18 protein-coding genes and 2 tRNA genes are annotated in these 18303 nt (G+C 56.8%); 6 read left to right on the forward strand and 14 right to left on the reverse strand.

Annotation, left to right across the window (positions count from 1 at the left end; translation table 11 throughout):
• Nucleotides 1-288: 288 nt before the first annotated feature.
• A complete protein-coding gene (locus Y5S_RS01695; RefSeq protein WP_035229754.1) occupies nt 289-1707 on the forward strand; it encodes a 3-oxoacyl-ACP reductase in 1419 nt (472 codons plus the stop codon).
• A 251-nt stretch (nt 1708-1958) separates the two neighbouring features.
• Here Y5S_RS01695 and Y5S_RS01700 read toward each other — a convergent pair whose 3' ends face one another.
• Nucleotides 1959-2909: a sterol desaturase family protein gene (locus tag Y5S_RS01700; protein ID WP_035229757.1), complete on the reverse strand. Its 951-nt coding sequence runs from the start codon at nt 2907-2909 to the stop codon at nt 1959-1961.
• A 90-nt stretch (nt 2910-2999) separates the two neighbouring features.
• Between Y5S_RS01700 and Y5S_RS01705 the strand changes: the two genes are divergently transcribed.
• Both Y5S_RS01705 and Y5S_RS01710 read left to right on the forward strand, forming a co-directional pair.
• Nucleotides 3000-3905 carry a LysR family transcriptional regulator gene (locus tag Y5S_RS01705; RefSeq protein ID WP_035229759.1) on the forward strand — a complete coding sequence of 302 codons (906 nt, stop codon included), beginning with the start codon at nt 3000-3002 and terminating at the stop codon, nt 3903-3905.
• Between the two features lie 73 nt (nt 3906-3978).
• Nucleotides 3979-4479 carry an FxsA family protein gene (locus tag Y5S_RS01710; RefSeq protein ID WP_052041320.1) on the forward strand — a complete coding sequence of 167 codons (501 nt, stop codon included), beginning with the start codon at nt 3979-3981 and terminating at the stop codon, nt 4477-4479.
• Nucleotides 4480-4547: 68 nt separating this feature from the next.
• Here the strand turns inward: Y5S_RS01710 and Y5S_RS19050 are convergent, their stop codons facing one another.
• On the reverse strand, nt 4548-5126 hold the full coding sequence (locus Y5S_RS19050; protein ID WP_052041321.1) for an RDD family protein: 579 nt from the start codon (nt 5124-5126) through the stop codon (nt 4548-4550).
• 179 nt (nt 5127-5305) lie between these two features.
• On the opposite strand from Y5S_RS19050, the gene Y5S_RS01720 reads away from it, so the two are divergent.
• A complete protein-coding gene (locus tag Y5S_RS01720) occupies nt 5306-6631 on the forward strand; it encodes a Na+/H+ antiporter family protein (protein ID WP_035229762.1) in 1326 nt (441 codons plus the stop codon).
• A 182-nt stretch (nt 6632-6813) separates the two neighbouring features.
• Nucleotides 6814-8292 (forward strand): AbgT family transporter, encoded by a 1479-nt coding sequence (locus Y5S_RS01725; protein WP_035229764.1) that lies wholly within the window; start codon nt 6814-6816, stop codon nt 8290-8292.
• A gap of 156 nt (nt 8293-8448) precedes the next feature.
• Here the strand turns inward: Y5S_RS01725 and Y5S_RS01730 are convergent, their stop codons facing one another.
• From Y5S_RS01730 to Y5S_RS01760, 7 genes are all read right to left on the reverse strand, one after another.
• On the reverse strand, nt 8449-8838 hold the full coding sequence (locus Y5S_RS01730) for a DUF4870 domain-containing protein (protein ID WP_035229767.1): 390 nt from the start codon (nt 8836-8838) through the stop codon (nt 8449-8451).
• A gap of 54 nt (nt 8839-8892) precedes the next feature.
• Nucleotides 8893-9717 carry an NADPH-dependent 7-cyano-7-deazaguanine reductase QueF gene (gene queF / locus Y5S_RS01735; RefSeq protein WP_035229770.1) on the reverse strand — a complete coding sequence of 275 codons (825 nt, stop codon included), beginning with the start codon at nt 9715-9717 and terminating at the stop codon, nt 8893-8895.
• A gap of 58 nt (nt 9718-9775) precedes the next feature.
• Nucleotides 9776-10549, reverse strand: coding sequence for an ABC transporter permease (locus tag Y5S_RS01740; RefSeq protein ID WP_035229773.1), 774 nt, complete (start codon nt 10547-10549; stop codon nt 9776-9778).
• A complete protein-coding gene (locus Y5S_RS01745; RefSeq protein WP_197055068.1) occupies nt 10546-11478 on the reverse strand; it encodes an ABC transporter ATP-binding protein in 933 nt (310 codons plus the stop codon). Before Y5S_RS01745 ends, Y5S_RS01740 begins: the two co-directional genes overlap by 4 nt.
• A 44-nt stretch (nt 11479-11522) precedes the next feature.
• Nucleotides 11523-12191 (reverse strand): histidine phosphatase family protein, encoded by a 669-nt coding sequence (locus tag Y5S_RS01750; RefSeq protein WP_035229778.1) that lies wholly within the window; start codon nt 12189-12191, stop codon nt 11523-11525.
• Between the two features lie 312 nt (nt 12192-12503).
• A tRNA-Gly gene (locus Y5S_RS01755) sits at nt 12504-12579 on the reverse strand.
• Nucleotides 12580-12613: 34 nt separating this feature from the next.
• Nucleotides 12614-12689: transfer RNA gene (locus Y5S_RS01760), tRNA-Glu, on the reverse strand.
• 174 nt (nt 12690-12863) lie between these two features.
• Here Y5S_RS01760 and Y5S_RS01765 point away from each other — a divergent pair.
• Complete coding sequence (locus tag Y5S_RS01765; RefSeq protein ID WP_035229781.1) at nt 12864-13523, forward strand: glutathione S-transferase family protein; 660 nt, start codon at nt 12864-12866, stop codon at nt 13521-13523.
• A gap of 139 nt (nt 13524-13662) precedes the next feature.
• On the opposite strand, the gene Y5S_RS01770 is transcribed toward Y5S_RS01765, so the two are convergent.
• From Y5S_RS01770 to ccmD, 5 genes are all read right to left on the reverse strand, one after another.
• A complete protein-coding gene (locus Y5S_RS01770) occupies nt 13663-14154 on the reverse strand; it encodes a GDYXXLXY domain-containing protein (protein ID WP_035229783.1) in 492 nt (163 codons plus the stop codon).
• Nucleotides 14147-15454, reverse strand: coding sequence for a DUF2157 domain-containing protein (locus tag Y5S_RS01775; protein ID WP_035229785.1), 1308 nt, complete (start codon nt 15452-15454; stop codon nt 14147-14149). Before Y5S_RS01775 ends, Y5S_RS01770 begins: the two co-directional genes overlap by 8 nt.
• A gap of 390 nt (nt 15455-15844) precedes the next feature.
• Entirely contained in the window at nt 15845-17332 is a 1488-nt protein-coding gene (locus Y5S_RS01780) for a RimK family protein (protein ID WP_035229787.1), read from the reverse strand.
• A gap of 333 nt (nt 17333-17665) precedes the next feature.
• Nucleotides 17666-18127, reverse strand: a complete 462-nt coding sequence (gene ccmE, locus Y5S_RS01785; protein ID WP_035229788.1) for a cytochrome c maturation protein CcmE — start codon at nt 18125-18127, stop codon at nt 17666-17668.
• Nucleotides 18124-18303 (reverse strand): heme exporter protein CcmD, encoded by a 180-nt coding sequence (ccmD, locus tag Y5S_RS01790; RefSeq protein ID WP_035229790.1) that lies wholly within the window; start codon nt 18301-18303, stop codon nt 18124-18126. Before ccmD ends, ccmE begins: the two co-directional genes overlap by 4 nt.

An 18303-nucleotide genomic window follows, 5' to 3' on the forward strand; every position in this document is an offset into this window, starting at 1 on the left:
TGACGTCTGTGGCCAGCGCGACCACATGAGATTGACTAACAGGGCGCAGTCTACTCGCCCCTGTCCATGCCTCATTGGCTCAAACGACTGTTTGAACTTGGGAGCCGGTCAATACACCGGCAACATTGCAGTGATTCAATACGCGCCAGTGTGCGACAGGGCCTGTTCTTTGGCCCTACGAAAGAAGACTGATTTTATGAATTCTTTCTCTGGCACCCCTTTAAACCCGCTCTGGTTGGCATAAGGTTAACCGGACACATTCATCACTCGATGGCGAAGGACAGGATCATGAGCGATACCTATCAGGCGATTGCCAATTCCCCCATGGGCAAAGCGCTGTTTGGCGCAATCAACCTCCCCATTCCGGTCATTCTGGACCGCTGGCAGCCAGGTCAGGCCTCCTTTATCAAGGGCCGCGTGCTGGTCGGGGCCGCCAATGGCTCCACCGGCGTTGATACCATTCTGTCCACCCTGAAAGGTGCCCCGGAAGCTCAGCTGAGCGTACTGGCCAACACCAGCACCGCCACCGAGCTGCAGAAGAAAGCCGGCAAGGCTGGCGTGGATGCGGAAAACTACACCGCCACCCGCGAAGACGATGCCAAATTCAAGGGCCTGGTTTTCGATGCTACCGGCATCCAGAACCCGGACGAACTGAAAGCCCTGTGGGAATTCTTCCACCCGGTGATCCGCAAGCTGGAAAAGTGTGCCCGTGTTGTGGTCATCGGCCGCACCCCGGAAAAACAGACTGGTGTAACCCGTGTTGCCCAACGCGCTCTGGAAGGTTTCACCCGTTCTGTGGGCAAGGAAATCAAGAAAGGTGCCACCGTTCAGCTGGTGTATGTCGATGAAGGCGCAGAAGCTCAGCTGGCCTCTCCCCTGCACTTCTTCCTGTCTCCCAAGTCTGCCTACGTCTCTGCACAGATCGTGCGCGTGACCGAGTCCGGCTTCAAGGCGGCAAAATTTGACTGGAACAAGCCGCTGGCAGGCAAGAAAGCCCTGGTCACCGGTGGCTCTCGTGGTATCGGTGCCGCCATCGCCGAAGTGCTGGCCCGTGACGGCGCTACCGTGACCGTGCTGGATATCCCCCCGATGGCGGAAGACCTGAGCAAGGTTGCCGCCCAGATCGGTGGCGACACCCTGGAACTGGACATCACCGCCCCTGAAGCGCCGGACGCTATCGCAGCCAAGGGCAAGGAAATCGGTGGTTTCGACGTGATCGTCCACAACGCCGGTGTCACCCGTGACAAGATGCTCGGCAACATGCCGGAGAAATTCTGGGACATGGTGCTGGACATCAACATCGCCAGCCAGCTGCGCATCAATGAAAAACTGCTGGGCGATGGTGCCATCAACCAGGGCGGCAGCATCATTTCCATCAGCTCCATTGCCGGTATCGCCGGTAACCTGGGTCAGACCAACTACGGCGCGTCCAAAGCTGCCGTGATCGGCATGATCGACGCCTTCAAGGACGAGTACGCCGAGAAGGGCATCACCATCAATGCTGTGGCTCCGGGCTTCATCGAAACCCAGATGACCGCAGCCATCCCCTTCACTATCCGTGAAGCGGGCCGTCGCATGAACGCCATGAGCCAGGGCGGTCAGCCGGTGGACGTGGCCGAAACCATCGCCTTCTTCGCCAGCCCGGCCTCCCAGGGCCTGACCGGCAACGTTGTGCGTGTTTGTGGTCAAATGCTGCTGGGGGCGTAACAGCCTCAGGCTACAAGCTTCAAGCTGTAACGCAGTTTGAGGCCTGTGCCACAACGATCGACAAAGGAGCCGCGCCGAAAGGTGCGGCTTTTTTGTGGGCGCTCAGCGGAGGCAGCATGCAAAAGAAAAAACCGGTCTACGATGGCCACCGTAGGAGAGCGGCCCCAAAAAAAGACCCTGCCGGTTATCCGGCAGGGTCCTGAAATCCAACGCTCTCCCGACATGACGTTGGGTATAACTATCGTTGTGAATCAGGCCGCTTCAGGAGCCTTTTTCTGTTCCTGCCCGGCTTTTTTGGCCGCCTTTGCTTCCGCTCTGGCTTTAGCCTTGGCTGCACCACCAGGCATGAAATTTCGCACATCCCAGTAGAAATAACGCTTCAACACACTGTTGGCTTCATCGTCATTCTGTCGCCAGCCGTAGATATCTGGCTTGCTGGTTTCGATGGCCAGGGTGCGGAAAATCAGCCAGTCGTAAATCGCCAGGGTTGCGGTCACGTTCTTGGCCGAATTCGGGCCCCGAGCATGATGCTGATGATGCTGGGTGGGGAAAGTAATGATATGTGCCAGGCCCCACATGGTTTTACGTACCCAGGCCCATTTGTGGTTGTGAAAATACAGATCCCAGTTCCAGTTCACATGGGTCTGGGCGGCCCACAGGCCCTTGAATGCGGTGGCAATCAGGAACACGTCAACCAACCCCAGATACAGGCACACCAGCTGGAAGGTGTAATTCGGCATGATGAACCACCAGGCCCAACCATTCACAAAGGTCTGGGTAACGGACAGTTGACCCTTGTTGTCCTGGCCGCCAGCCAGATGATGCGGGCGATGACTCATCTTGTAGAAGGCCTGAATCCACTGCAGCACCTTGTTCTTCGGCCGACGACTATGGGCGAAAAGGTGGAAGGAACCGTGCAGAAATTCCTCGATACAGAAGAACGCGATCAGGGTTGGCCAGAAATAATCATTCTGCAGCCAGGCAAGCGAGCCTGCACTGCCCGGGAACAAGCCAGTCAGCCCAACGGTAATCAGTAGCAACACCAGAGGACGCTGAATGGCCACCATCATGAAGGTGGCCAGGAACGCCACTTTCCAGTCCTGGCGGGTTTTTCTGCCCTCGCGGGTTCGCCCTGCGAACACTTCCCAAAGGGCAGTGATAATAATGAAGGTAGTGACCGACAAGGTCAGTAGCTGGTCCATGGGTACTCTCCCGGTTTGTTGTTATGCGCACCCCCAAACTAGACAGCCTGTATTTATTTTTCTAATTGATATTTGGTATAACTAATATCCATGAAACTGAACTTACGTAGTGTCGACCTGAACCTGTTACCGGTGTTTAGCGCCATCATGGACGCCGGACAGCTCTCCCGTGCCGCAGAATCCCTAGGGATGAGCCAGCCCGCCATCAGTGCAGCCCTGCAGCGGCTGCGGCATACCTTCGGGGATGACTTGTTCGTGCGGACCCATCAGGGCATGACGCCGACGCCGAGAGCCCGTGAACTTTATGATCAGCTAGGCCCACAACTACTCGCCCTGAGGGAAACCCTGGATCCAGGCAATCGCTTCGACCCGGGAACCAGCCAGAGAGTATTTCGCCTGGTCAGTGTGGATTACTTCGAAATGGTGATACTGCCGCCACTGCTGGCAAGAGTGAGAAACCAGGCACCCAATGTCATGCTGGAGGTGAGTCCTGCTACCGATGCCATGGTGGATCAATTGCACAAGACCCAAGTGGACCTGGCCATCGACGCTTTTGTTCAGGAAGAAGACCGCTTGCAACGCCAGGTACTCCTCGAAGAAGGACTGGTGGTAGTGGCGCGCCAGGGTCACCCGGTTCTGAAAGGTCGATGCAGCAAGAAGCAGTTCCTGAACGCAGAGCATGTGGTGCTACCGGACCGTAACCGCCGACTCCCCCTGGACCAGATTCTGGACGCCCCCGGTTGGCAGCGGCGAACAGGGGCGCGCGTCACCCAGTTTGCCAGCATGCTTGCGACTGCCGCAGGCTCCGACATGATCGCTACCGTCCCGGAGAGGCTCGCCCGGCATTATGCCGCCCCCCTCAATCTTCAGGTCCTGCCCTTCCCGGTGCCTCTACCCCCTGTCCCCGTCTACATGCTCTGGTCACCGGCACTGGATCAAGATCCGGCCCACCGCTGGTTGCGCCAACAACTTCATGACACCCTGGCAGGGCTTTGAGCCAGGAACCCGGGCCTTGAATATTGGTCCAACCATCACCAGATAATGAGTACATGATTCAACAGGACCACCCATGAGCTTTGGTCGCATCTTTTTCTTCATCTTTGGTTTTGCCCTGCTGGAAGTACTGGTACTGGCCCAGGTGGCCGGGCTGATCGGCTGGCCAATCACTATTGTCGCCACCGTGGCCACCGCCCTGCTGGGCAGCTATCTTTTCCGCAGTCAGGGCCTGGCAACCTGGACTCGCCTGAATCAGAAAATGCAGCAAGGTGAAATGCCCGGCCAGGAAATGGTGGAAGGCATTATGCTGTTGCTGGGTGGCGCCCTGTTGATTACCCCCGGTTTCATAACTGATGCTGTAGGCTTTGCATTGTTGCTGCCTGGCTCCCGCCGAATGCTGGCCCGCAAGGCGGTGGAAAAAGGCACACTGCAGACATTCAGCAGCATGCAGGGGGGCGGCTTTACCTACACCAGCTACACCCGCACCCAAGGCGGTAATCCTTTTCAGCAGCCAGTGGATCGCAATGATGGTCATGTGACCATTGAGGGCGAAGCCAGACGTGAGGACAAATAAGCGCCTGGCCACTATTCCCGATCCCTGCCGGGAGATTCAGCAAGCTGAAGCTCCCACAGCCCCCCGGCTTAGTCCGCCGGGCGGGAAGTTGTCTCACCGCCTGAAGTATCTGATGCCGGCAAGGCGTCATCCTCAACAGCCTCTTCCACGCGTTCACCGGCAAGCCAGCGGCGCAGCACCGCACGTTCAACCACTTTTGTGCCGGGTATCTGGTCATGCCAGCACACCCGCCCCCGACTGAAGATCGAAAACGCCTCAAACGGGATAAAGCGGCAGAAAGTACGCCCGATCACCGCACCGAATGATGCCTTGCGACCATCCGTGGTCACGACGACGGTTCCCGTCACCAATTTGCCAAGGGTTGTACCAAACATCCCTTCCAGTGGCACGTAGTACAGCAACATAGCCGCCACCCCCAACAGCAGTTCCGGGGTCGTCTCAATGCGGTAGATCAGGCTGTCTGCACCAGCCAGAGCCAAAACAAAGGCCAGCGCCATGACGAACAGCATCATGCCGATATAATCCACCAGATAGTTCAGAACACGACGCCAACGCTGAGCGGCCGGCAGCTTTCCCTGCCGCTGAACAGGTGCTTCCAGCGTAACCCCTGGCGCCTGATACAATTCCGTTTGTTCTTCCCCTGCCATATCCCTCTCCATGATGTACCAATACACAATTTTTCATTGTTCTTGTCGGCACCGCTACAACGCAAGGTTTTTCTAACCAACCCATATTCTTCATCCCTTCCGTTACATCTCAGCGGTTAGCGTGTACTCCCTTACGGCTGATAGAATGGCTATTTCCGGCTTTCAGATTACCCCGCGCCATGATTCCTTTACTCAACCCGATCGTCTGGTCCGTCATTTTATTGATGGCGCTTAGCCTGGCTCGAATGAATGTGGTCCTGGCGCTGTTGTGTGCGGCGCTGGTTGCAGGTCTTGGCAGTGGGTTGGATCTGGCCGCAACCTTGTCCGCCTTCTGCGATGGCCTTGGCGACGGTGCCAACATTGCACTCAGCTATGCCCTGCTGGGCGCCTTTGCAGTGGCCATTGCCCGTTCGGGGATCACCGAGTGGCTGGCCGGACGCATCATCGTCCGGCTCGGAGGCTCGCCTGCCCCCACGCAGCTACGTCGCATCCGCACTCTGGTGCTCACCGTGCTACTGGCAGCGGCGATCATGAGCCAGAATCTGGTGCCGATTCATATCGCGTTCATCCCGATCCTGGTGCCACCACTGCTGGAAGTCATGCATCAGCTGAAGCTGGATCGACGACTGGCCGCTTGCGTGCTTACCTTCGGGCTGATTACGCCCTACATGGTATTACCAGTAGGTTTTGGCAGTATTTTCCTGCATACCCAGCTTGGCCCCAGCATGGCCAAAGCAGGACTGGCTCTCGACAAAGCCGACCTGCCCATCGCCATGATTTTACCGGCCGCCGGTATGGTGCTGGGGTTGTTGCTGGCGTTTGTCCGCTACCGCAAACCCCGAGATTACCAACCGGTACAGCTGCCGGGCGAAGAACAACACGCTCCGCTGTCTACTCGTAATGTGGTCGTTGCCGCCACGGCACTAGCCGCTGCGCTGATTCTGCAACTCTATAGTGATTCCATTATTCTTGGCGCTCTGGTGGGTTTTCTGGTGTTTACCGCTGGTGGAGTCGTGCCCTGGAAAGAGTCTCAAGACGCTTTTACCCAGGGCGTCAAAATGATGTCGCTAATCGGCTTTATCATGATTGCGGCCAACGGCTATGCCTCTGTGGTACAGGCAGGCGGTCAGGTGCCTGTTCTGGTGGAAGCGGTCACCAGTGGTTTGCAAAGCCCACCACTGGCTGCGGCATTGCTGTTGTTGCTGGGCCTGTTCGTCACCCTGGGGATTGGCTCGTCCTTCTCTACCATTCCCATCATCGCTACCTTGTATGTCCCACTATGTGTGGCATTGGGCTTTTCTCCCCTCGCCACCGCCGCGCTGGTAGGCAGTGCGGCCGCTCTGGGTGATGCCGGTTCACCAGCGTCCGATTCCACGCTGGGCCCCACGGCCGGCCTCAACGCCGACGGTCAACACGACCATATTCGCGATACGGTGATTCCAACGTTTATTCATTACAACCTGCCGCTGATGGCGGCCGGCTGGCTGGCGGCGATGGTGCTTTAATGGTGCTGTAGGAGACGCTGTAGAAGTTCCCTTCCAGGGGACGAACCGTGCGAAGCACCGAATCGACCACAGGGCGATGGTAATTATTAACCTGCAAAGCAAGCAACCTGCCCACGATCCCTACAAGACAAACCCCTTCCCGCGTTGTAGCGTGTAGCTTGAAGCTTTTTCAAGGACACGCCATGGCGCGCCACAATTTTCTTTCCCGGCTGGAAGCGCTGGGCAATCGACTTCCGCATCCAACATTACTGTTTGTCTGGCTCTGCCTGTTGCTATTACCGCTCACAGCCGTGCTGCAAGGACTTGGCCTGACCACAACTCATCCGATCACAGATAACACGGTGGCCGTTCGCTCGCTGGTGGATGGCGACGGTCTGCGCTACCTGTTTACCTCGCTGGTGGGCAACTTCACCGGCTTCGCGCCGCTGGGCGTGGTGCTGGTGGCCATGCTCGGGCTGGGTGTGGCGGAGCAATCCGGACTACTGTCGGTCAGCCTTGCCGGACTGGTGAAACGTGCTTCCGGCAAGATGTTGGTAATCACTGTGGCGTTTGCCGGAGTACTGTCCAGCCTGACGGTAGATGCCGGTTATGTCGTGCTGATTCCTCTGGCGGGGCTGGTGTTTCAGCTGGCTGGCCGCTCACCATTAGCCGGTATTGCCACCGCCTTTGCGGCGGTGTCTGGTGGCTTCAGTGCAAATTTACTGGTGGGCCCGGTAGACGCCACACTCGCCGGGCTGACAACAGAAGCCGTCGCACTGGTGGATCCCGCCCGCACAGTGGAAGCCACCGACAACTACTGGTTTATCATCGTTTCTACCTTTGTAGTCACCGCACTGGTCAGTCTCGTGACTCTAAGGATTACTGAGCCGCGCATGATCATTCAAATCAGCGCAGATGCGGTGCAAGTGGAGGCGCCTGAGGGAGATGCACGGGCCATGCGCTGGACTTTGCTCAGCCTCGTTGTGCTGTTGATTGCCATCGCCCTGCTGGTTGTTCCCGATAATGCACCACTACGCCACCCGGATACGGGCAGCGTGCTCGGGTCGCCGTTTATTCACGGGCTGGTCGTCATTGTCGCGCTGATTGCCGGGGTTTGTGGCGCGGTCTATGGTCGCGTCAGTGGGCAGTTCCGCAACGCCGGCGACATCATCACCGCCATGGAAACCACCATGGCCTCCATGGCCGGTTATCTTGTGCTGATGTTCTTTGCTGCGCAGTTTGTCGCCTGGTTCAACTATAGCCAGCTGGGGCTGTTACTGGCCGTTGAAGGAGCCGCCTGGCTTGGCAGTCTTTCTGTGCCCAAGGTCATCCTGTTGCTGTTATTCGTTTTGCTGGCCGCCACCATTAACCTGATGATTGGTAGCGCCTCGGCCAAGTGGTCGATCCTCGCACCCATCTTCGTGCCCATGTTGATGCTGATTGGCATCGATCCAGAAGCAACCCAGGCGGCCTACCGCGTGGGCGATTCCAGCACCAACATCATCACGCCCTTGATGCCCTACTTTGTCCTGGTACTCGGCTTCGCCCGCCGTTACCAGCCAGACACTGGCATCGGCACCCTGATGGCCATGATGCTGCCGTACAGCCTGACGTTGTTGGCGGGGTGGTCGGTGTTGTTGGGAGTGTGGATAGGGTTTGGGTGGCCGCTTGGACCAGGATGAGTTGAAAGTTCAAAGTTAAAAGTTGAAACGCGATAACGGATCAGTGTCGCCCAAACCGAAAGAGGCCGCGTCCAAACTCTTGGCGCGGCCTCTTGGCTTTCCGTTCTCCACGGGCCTTTGCCCGCGTTTGAACTTTCAACTTTTAACTTTCAACTGTTAGTTAATCAACCGCAGCGTCAGCGGGTAGCGATATGCCACTCCTTCATTGGCTTTCAGCCCGGCGATGATCGTCACCACCAACCAGAAGATCCCGAGAATCGGCAACAGAATCGCGCCGATAAAGACAAACATCAGCAGTATGCAGACAAATCCGGCAATCGCCATGGTGATATTGAAGTTCACTGCTTCCTTGCCCTGATCATCCACAAAGGCGCTTTCATCTTTCTTCACCAGCCACATGATCAACGGACCAATCAAATTGCCGAAGGGAACAATAAAGCCCAACAGCGCCAGTAAATGACAAGCCATCGCCTGGCTTCGTTCTTCCTTGGTCGGGCCTGATTGCGGTTGTTCTGTACCGTTTTGACCTGGTTCAATTTCAGTCATGCTGCTTTCCCTGATTAATGACAATGAAGAATGATAAACCGCTTTGCAGTGATGTTACTGCCGCACAGTTCTCCGATTTGGCAGTGCCTGTTCGCTATTGGAGCGGAACGGGTTGATGTCGATGCCGCCACGTCGGGTAAACCGGCCATACACCGTAAGATGTCGCGGTGAACATTGCGCCATCAAATCCACAAACATCTGCTCGATGATCTGTTCATGAAATCCCTGATGATTACGCAGGGAAACCACATAGCGCAGGAAGCTGGCCGGGCTGATGGCACGGCCGGTATAACGCACCACAACCGTGGCCCAGTCCGGCTGATTGGTCACCGGGCAATGGCTACGCAGCAGGTGGGAATACAGTTGCCCGGTCTGCTCCGGCCCCTGGTCGCACAACAACAGTTCCGGGTTGTAGTTGTAATGCTCAAAGTTCAAATCGATGGTATCAACGCATTGCCCCTTGTCTTCCCATAGCGGCAACGTCGCGGCATCTTCCAGGCTGAACAGAAGCACCTCGATATCACCGCCAACAACGTGCGCCACATCCTTCTCAATAGCCGCACGCACTTCCTCTCGCTTTTCAAAACGGGTATTGGCAAAGGAGTTGAGGTACAGCTTCAGCGATTTGGATTCGACAATGTTCGGCGTGGTGCAGGGAATACGGAGTTCGCACATGGCCACGACCGGCTTGCCCTTCTCCGTAAGCCAGGACAACTCATAGGCATTCCAGATATCCGTGCCATGGAAAGGCAGCGCAGTGTCTTCCAGTTCCAGCGACTCACGGGCGTCCCAGCGCGGCACCGGACACAGCAGAGCCGGGGTGTACTCGTCCACATAATCGCTGGAGCGTCCCAGCGGGGTGTCTTTCAAGTAACTCATGCTCTCTCCCTGGGGCAAACGCCGCGCCCGCAATCAATGTGTACAGCTTCCATCATAATTAATGCCGGATGCCAGTACCACGCTGCAGCATCCACAACGCGATCACAAAAAACACCGCCACAAAGCCAGCAATAGTGGCCAGGGATGCATACACATTCACGTCGCTGACACCCAGTACGCCATAGCGGAAGGCATTGACCATATACACGATGGGATTGGCCAGGCTCACCGTGCGCCAGAACTCCGGCAACATATCAATGGAATAAAACACACCGCCCAGGTAGGTCAACGGTGTCAGCACAAAGGTCGGCACGATGGAAATGTCATCAAACTTCTTGGCCAACAAGGCGTTGATAAAGCCACCGATAGAAAACAAAGCGGCCGTCAGCAACACTACGACCACGGTGACAAACACATGCTGCATGGAAAGGTGAGTAAAGAACAGGCTTAACATACTGACGATCACGCCCACCAGCATGCCACGCACCATCCCCCCCACAACAAAACCACCAAGGATAATCCAGGAGGGCATGGGTGAGACCAGCATTTCCTCAATGGAATGCTGAAACTTGGTGGAGAAAAAGGAACTGACCACGTTACCGTAGCTATTCTGGATCACGCTCATCATGATCAGGCCCGGCACAATGTACTGCATGTAATCGAAGCCCCCCATTTCCCCTACCCGGCTACCAATCAGGTTGCCGAAAATCACGAAGTACAGCGTCATGGTGATGGCCGGCGGCAGCAATGTCTGCGGCCAGATTCGGGTGAAGCGACGAATTTCCTTGGTAACGATGGTCAGGAACGCGACCCATTGCTCGCGAGGGCTCATGCAGATGTCTCCCCTGCAAGATTCTTCTCTACCAGACGCACAAACAATTCTTCCAGCCGGTTCGCCTTGTTACGCATACTCATCACTTCAAATTGCTGATCCGCCAACGCCACAAACAGCGTATTGAGACTCTGCGTCTTGGGCACCGCCACTTCCAGGGTCTGGGAATCCTTCAGCCACACCTCAAAGCCATCCAGAACGGGAGCGGACTCAACCGGCCTGGCCAGATCGAGAATAAACGTTTCCACCTGCAGCTTTTCCAGCAAGGCACGCATGCTGGTGTTTTCCACAATAGTGCCGTGATCAATGATAGCGATATTGCGGCACAGGGATTCCGCTTCTTCCAGGTAGTGGGTGGTCAGAATGATCGTCTTCCCCTCCTGGTTGATGCGGGTAAGGAAATCCCACATGGAACGGCGCAGCTCGATATCCACCCCGGCGGTGGGCTCATCCAAAATCAGCAGATCCGGCTCATGCACCAGAGCACGGGCAATCATCAGTCGTCGCTTCATGCCCCCGGACAAGGTGCGAGACTGCACGTCGCGCTTTTCCCACAAGCCCAGTTGACGGAGATACTTCTCCGCCCGCTCTCGTGCCAAGGGTGCCGGGATACCGTAAAAACCCGCCTGGGTCACCACAATATCGAACACTTTTTCGAACTGGTTGAAGTTGAATTCCTGCGGCACCACGCCAATTTTTTTCTTGGCCAATGAGCGCTCGGCATCCAGAGAATGGCCAAAGATACTGACCTCCCCCCCGGTCTTGTTCACCAGCGAGCTCATCACGCCAATGGTGGTGGATTTGCCTGCCCCATTAGGGCCCAGCAGGGCAAAAAAATCCCCCTGCTTCACCTCAAGATCAATGCCCTTGAGCGCCTCAACGCCATTGGCATAAGTCTTGGTGAGATTACGAATCGTCAGTGCTGACAAGATTCACCTCAAATTTGGATGACTAAAAAGAAAAGCAGACAGGCTTACAAAGCACAGTGGCCATGGTCGCCACGCCAGATCCAGTGCATCCGGCCAGACGAAAACCATACCCACAGCCCTTCCATCATCCACGGCCAGTCCTCTTCGGTGATCTGGCGGCGGCCATGTAGCTCGGCCACCAGCACCGCAAGAATGGTGTCGTGGGTAACATGAACATTGAGATGCCCTGGGCTGGGTTCCCGCTCCTGAAGATAGGCGGCCAGTTTGGCGCGCCCTTCGGCGGGTGAAAGCATGCCCTCAAACGGCTCCTGGAGATGCTGATTGAGGAACCTGAATGCCCCAAGCTTGAAGAAGGTGGGGCCGATTTCGTTGATATCAACCACATAACACCCCGGCTCCACCAGAGTCGTGTCGACCTCAATATCCTCCGGGGTCTCAGCCATCAAACCGGCTTTCACTGCGCCCTCAGCCATGGCCTTGGCAGTGTTTACGCAACGGCCCACCGGGCTGGAATAAAAAGCCTCCACCGGGCGATTCAACTTGGCGCCCCAATCCCGCGCCATCTCCACCCCTTCCGGAGTCAGCGGCAGGCGGTAATCCGCAAACCCATTCTTGGCCAGCTCTCGCACAGAATGGCGGGTGAGCAGATGGACAGGCTTGTCCTTCGGCAGGAGATTGAGGGCTTCCAGTAATCGCGGGTGCAGGCGGGCCATAGTCGTATCACTTCTGGTCAGCCCTCAGTGTAGGCAGCTATGGACGGAATGCCAATGGTGGAGAGGAACGAGCAGCGAGAAGCGAGTTACGAGTTGCGAAAACCTTTGGGGAGTGCAGCCTGTTGTGTCTTGCCCCCGAAACAGCTCCGGCAGGCATTATCACTACAGAGACTCAGAACTGTCCCTTCCCTGTTTTTCCTCAGTGATCTCTGTGACCTCTGTGGTAAAACAACCTTAAGAGTTTTGGGGGTTGTTGTGAGGCGGCCGCTGCGCGGCATAAAAAAAGGGACCCGATTGGGTCCCTTCTTTATTTGGAGCGGGAAACGAGATTCGAACTCGCGACCCCGACCTTGGCAAGGTCGTGCTCTACCACCTTAGCGATTCCCGCTTTTCTTGTTGTCAGCTAACTACCAGCGAATTAGTGGGGTCCCCTAGGGGAGTCGAACCCCTGTTACCGCCGTGAAAGGGCGGTGTCCTGGGCCACTAGACGAAGGGGACCCGGGCTTGACGTGGTGCGTCAAAGCGGCGCGTAGAATAGGTATCTGAGCCCCCATCGTCAAGGAAAATTTTTGTCCTTACTCACCATTGACCCTAAAAAGTCATGCTGCTCTGATAAAGAGCCTTATTTATAGGCAATTTGCTGAAAAAACATTCAGTTACCGGGAGAGAAGAATGACTATCAAGCTGTACGGCGCCGCCTTGTCGCCCTTTGTTCGCAAGACCCGCGTTGCTCTGGCCCTGAAGGGCATAGAGTTTGAATCCGTACACGTTGACCCGAGCAACTTCCCTGACGGTTACGAGAAAATCAGCCCAATGAAACGGATCCCGGCGCTGGAAGTGGATGGCCAGTACCTGCCCGATTCGGCGGCCATTTGCGCCTGGGCCGAGAAGATCAACCCGGAACCAGCCCTCTACCCCACCGATGCCATGGCCCTGGGGCGCACCATCTGGCTGGAGCGCTTCGTGGACTATGACCTGGCCATGCGCTGCACGTTTGCCGTATTCCGCAACCGCATTGTGATGCGCCTGATGGGCAAGGAATGCGATGAGGAGAAGGTCCAGCACGCCCTGCAGCAAACCATCCCACCACTGTTCACATACCTGAACAATGAACTGGACGGTCGTGAATTCCTGGTCGGGGACAGCATGACCATCGCTGACATCGCCCTGGCCAGCCAACTGGTCAACTTCCGCCATGGCGGCGAGTCCCTGGATGCCAACCTGTACCCCCACCTGGCCGCCCATACTCAGCGCATGCACGCCCTTGCCCCCTTCGCCAAGAGTATCGAGAAGGAGTCAGGGTTTGTTCAGAAAGTCCTCGGCGGGCAATGAACAGTTAACAGCGAATAGTGAACAGCGCGCGTGTAGCGCCTGTTTTGTCGGCAACGCATGAGGCCGCGCCCAAGCTATGGGCGCGGCCTCATGCGTTTCAGGTTCGAGCACGTCCGACCGCGCCGCTGTTCACTGTTAACTATTCACTATTAACTGTTACTAATGCCGCCCTGCCATTCGGTGCCACTTTCACCACCGCTACAGCTTCGTGGCGAAGCTGACGTTCCAGTGCAAGCGCCTTTTCCTTGGGGGCGAACAAGGCCTCGATGCCGAAGGTCAGGCGGCTGCCTCCCCGCCAGGGACTGGAGGAGACCCTGCCTCGCAGGAACAGACCGTCTGCGGGGGGCTGATGATCAGGCTCGCCTGTGGTCCAGAGCTCCCCCTCCTGTACCAGTGGCAGGTAAATCACATCCCCGGGGCGAAAGTCCGGGTCCTCAAGATTGCTGAAGGCATAGTTGAGCCTCGCATAGTTGCCCCGGAACAGGTCTCTGGGATCCACTGGCTGGGTTTTCAGACGAATTTCCTCGCCGATCCACAGTGGATAGAAGCCATTGACGAACACGCCGGCCATGATGGTCAGCTGCAGCACCATTGTGGCAACAAGAGCATATTTCGGTGTTCGCTTATTCATCCGCCTTCTCCCCTGCACCGGGCTGCCGGTCACGCCAGTAACGCGCAGCACTGTAGAGAATCGCTGCAGCGATCAGGAACATCACCGCGCCCCCCACATAATCCCCCACCAGATCTACATAGCGGATCATGGCAAGCAACAACAGCAAGCCCACACCACTGTAGAAGTACTGGCTGAACCCTTTCTCCAAGCCCTGCTGGATCAGCACGATGGCGGACACCAGCGCCAACAGGTTTACCATGATGGTCATGGGTATCGCGATCGCTTCCCATTGCATGCCGTGGAACAGTACCAGCAATAACGGCAACCCCATCACCAGCCCCCGCGAAAGCGGGTGTGCTGCGCTGTCACGGATTGCCAGCCATCCGGCCGGAACCGCCGCAGCCAGCCCCAACCACAATCCTGCGTCGGCAAAGCCCTGCAGTTCCCTGAGGTAGGCCTCGAACGCATCGGCAAAGGTGAATGGCACGAGGAAGATCAGATATCCACGTAGCGACCACAGCGACAACAGCGTTGCAGTACGGCGAATATGTGCATCTTCGCTGGGAGCCAGACGATGTCCCACCATGAATAACAATGCCAGCAGGCCCATGTTCATGGTGAAATGGCCGGTATCGAAATCAGGACGCCAGGGATAGCCGTAAAACCAGGCCAGCAGGATATTCAGCCAGCTTACCGTCACCGCCACGGTCACCACATTGAGTCCGGCTGAGCGAGCCTGCCGGGCCACTCCCAAAGCCGCACCGATGAACAGCAGCATTTGCCAGGGCGGTGAAAACTTGCCCTCGTTGAGCAGCCACAGCATCGCCACCGCCAGCATCAACAGCGCCAACACTCGGCTGCGCACCAGCACCGCCATGGGAGCAATGCCCAACGCCCAATAGAACAGGCCGTCAGGATAATGCTCGCCGAGGTGGTAAATCTGCGCGATCAGCATGATGGAAGCGCCATAGCTGATACTGCCTACAAACAGCCATCCCAACCCAGCCTCACGTTTCAGATGCTGATATACCCCTACGCCATTGAGCGCCAGGGTAGTACCGACCAGGCCCAGCATGCGCACCGCCCGAGGAATGTCTTCCCAGTTAGCCGACACCAGCAGTAGCAGCGCCATACCCACAAACAGCAGGGCGATGCCTACCAACACCTTGTAGGCCAGCGAACCATCACCGCTATCCTCCAGACTGGTGCCATAACGCGCCAGAATCCGGTTGCCCTGCTCCGCACTGATATCCCCGTCTGCCACCCATTCACGGCATTCGGTGCGCAGCTCACGGCGTAGTAACCCGAGAAGTTGCATGCATCCTTCCTGTGCTTTTTCTTTGATAAGAACGCAGCGGGAACAGAAAGGCAACGGCGGGTTGTTACGGGGAATGAAGCGGGGTGTTTAATAGGGACATTCTGGCCTTCACTAAAAAGCAGCTATAGGAACCGGAGTGCAACGGAGGTAACAGCCGCTAACGTGCCTGCAGGCGATTCGAGCCTGAGCGAGGAATAAGTTTCGAGTCACGAGAGGCGAGTTGCGAAGATCAAAACCCTGAAACATCAAGCCGAGATGTCTTTTGCCTTTCGAAACTTGTAACTCGTCACTCGCTTCTTTTTTGCCTCGCTGTCGCTCGGTTCGCGGCCGAACGTCCGCTCCTACAGCTCCAACAACGTTTCTGGCATCCTTGCCTCGCTTAGGTTCGGATTAAACTGACAGGCCGATGCGCTTCGCTTCCAGACGACGCAGGAACTCAAGCATGATTTGCCGGTAAAGGTCCTCGCCCAGCCAGGCATCTTCCACGCCGGCATCAATGTTGGGGTTATCGTTCACCTCGATCACCACCACTTCATCACCGGACTGCTTCAGGTCCACACCATAAAGGCCATTCCCCATCAGCTTGGCAGCCTTCAGCGCGGTTCGCAGCACCTTGGCGGGCACGTCCTGCACCGGCAGGGTACGGCTATTGCCTGACTCCGTCTTGCCACCGCTCTGGTGATGGTAAATCTGCCAGTGCCCCTTGCTCATGAAATACTGGCAGGCAAATAGCGGGCGGTTATTCAGCACGCCGATTCGCCAGTCATAGTCGGTATACATAAAGGCCTGTGCCAGCACCACCGACGACTGTTTGAGATACCCCGCCAACGCCTGGGCCAATTCCTCCCGTGTCGCCACCTTGCTGATGCCACGGGAAAAACTGCCATCCGGGATTTTCAGCACCATGGGCAGCTTGAGCTCAGCGACCAGTCCATCAATCTGGTCGTCATCATCGGAAAACACGAACGCAGTGGGCGGCACCGGCACACTGTTGGCCTGCATCAGCTCAGCCAGATAAATCTTGTTGGTGCAGCGCAGGATCGAGCCGGGATCATCAATCACTACCATGCCTTCCTGCTCCGCCTTGCGGGCGAACTGGTAGGTGTGATGATCCAGCGCGGTGGTTTCACGAATGAACAGACCGTCATACTCACCCAGCCGGGTATAGGCATCACGGCCCACCACATCCACACGAATACCCAGCTGCCGCCCCGCCTTGATAAAACGATTCAGCGCCTTCTTGTCGCTGGGCGGCATGGCTTCCTGTTCATTCACCAGCATGGCCAGTTCATAGCGATCACTGCGACGGCGACGCGGATTACGCCATACCCGGGCATTGAACTGTTCCAGTGCCTGAGCGAACTGATCTTCCTGGCTGCCTTTCAGCTGTTTCAGTGTCATCGGCTTCAGGGCTTCAATGCTCCAGCTGTCGCGACGGCGAAACTCCACCTTCAACAACGGGCACGGTAGCTGGTCGAAGATCTGTCGACCCAGGTCCGCCAAGCCTTCCTGATCGGTCTGACCAAAGAACAACAGCAAGGTGAAACGATCCGACCCGCTCCCCTTACGCTTCATGGCCTTGTCCAGGGCCGCCTCGAACTGGTCGAAGTGCAAGCCATACAAGGCTTTGCGACTCAGATCATTCACGGTGCGCACGGAAGGCATTACACGCTGGCCACGGGCTTCCGCCAGCAGCGAGCAATAGTAGCCGGGGCTCAGGTATTTATAGCTGCGGCACAGGTTAATGACCTGGACTTTCTTGTCCGTGCAAACCGGTTGCTCCGCCTGCAGATACTCACGGGCAGACAGTAGATGGCGGGCGGGATAGTAGGCGGCCCAATCGGCGGGATCGTCTACCAGAATAATGACCTGACTCATGAAAAGCCCTGACAAAGGGGCACCGCGAAGGGGTGCCGATAGTGGCGAATTTAGGGCTTGTGGGAGGGCGCTTGCAAGGGAAAGTTAACAGTTAACAGTGAATAGTTAACAGCGTCGCGGAATGGCCAGTAGCCAGCGTGAAAGCAAGAAGCCGCGACCATCGCCAGACCAAGGTTTTAAGGGCTTTTGAGGAACGGAGTGCGACCCGAGGCTGAGCGAAGCGAATCCATTCAGCTTGCTGACGAAAGAGGCCGCGCCCAAAGTCTGGACGCGGCCTCTTTCGATGCAGTCGAGACACCCCCCGACCGCGCACTGTTCACTATTAACTGTTAACTATTCACTATATCCATCTGCCTTCTTGGCCCCCGGATGCCCAGCCTTTTCCAGAGCATCCTGCACCTCTGGCGGCATGTAGGTTTCATCGTGCTTGGCCAGCACTTCTTCCGCCTCAAACCGGGAGGTGCTGATCAGGGTGCCGTTGGCCACGATACCCTGCCCTTCGCGGAACAGATCCGGCAGGATGCCCTGGTAATGCACGGTGAAGCTGCCCTTGCCATCGGTGATGTCAAAGGTCACATCCAGGGTTTCCTCGTTGCGGTTGACCGAACCGTCGACCACCAGGCCGCCCACGCGCATCTGGGTGTCCAGCGGTGCCTCACCCGCAACCACTTGCTGGGGGGTATAGAACAGGTTGATGTTCTGGCGAAGCGCGTAAAACATCAGGGCCACGGCAATGGCCAGGCCAGCCAGAACCGCCAGCACTACAATCAGGCGTTGTTTACGTACGGAATTCATTCATCTACCTCAGCTCTGCGCTGCTGTCGCGCAAGGGTTTCTCGTACCTTTCCCTGTCCACGAAGTGCCAACACCATGTTGGCGATGACCAGAACCGCGCTGATTCCGTAGGCGGTCCAGACAAAAAAACCGTGTTTGCCCATGGCCAGAAAATCGGCAAAGGATTCAAATGCCAT

It is taken from the genome of Alcanivorax nanhaiticus, assembly GCF_000756665.1.
Lineage (GTDB): Bacteria > Pseudomonadota > Gammaproteobacteria > Pseudomonadales > Alcanivoracaceae > Alcanivorax > Alcanivorax nanhaiticus.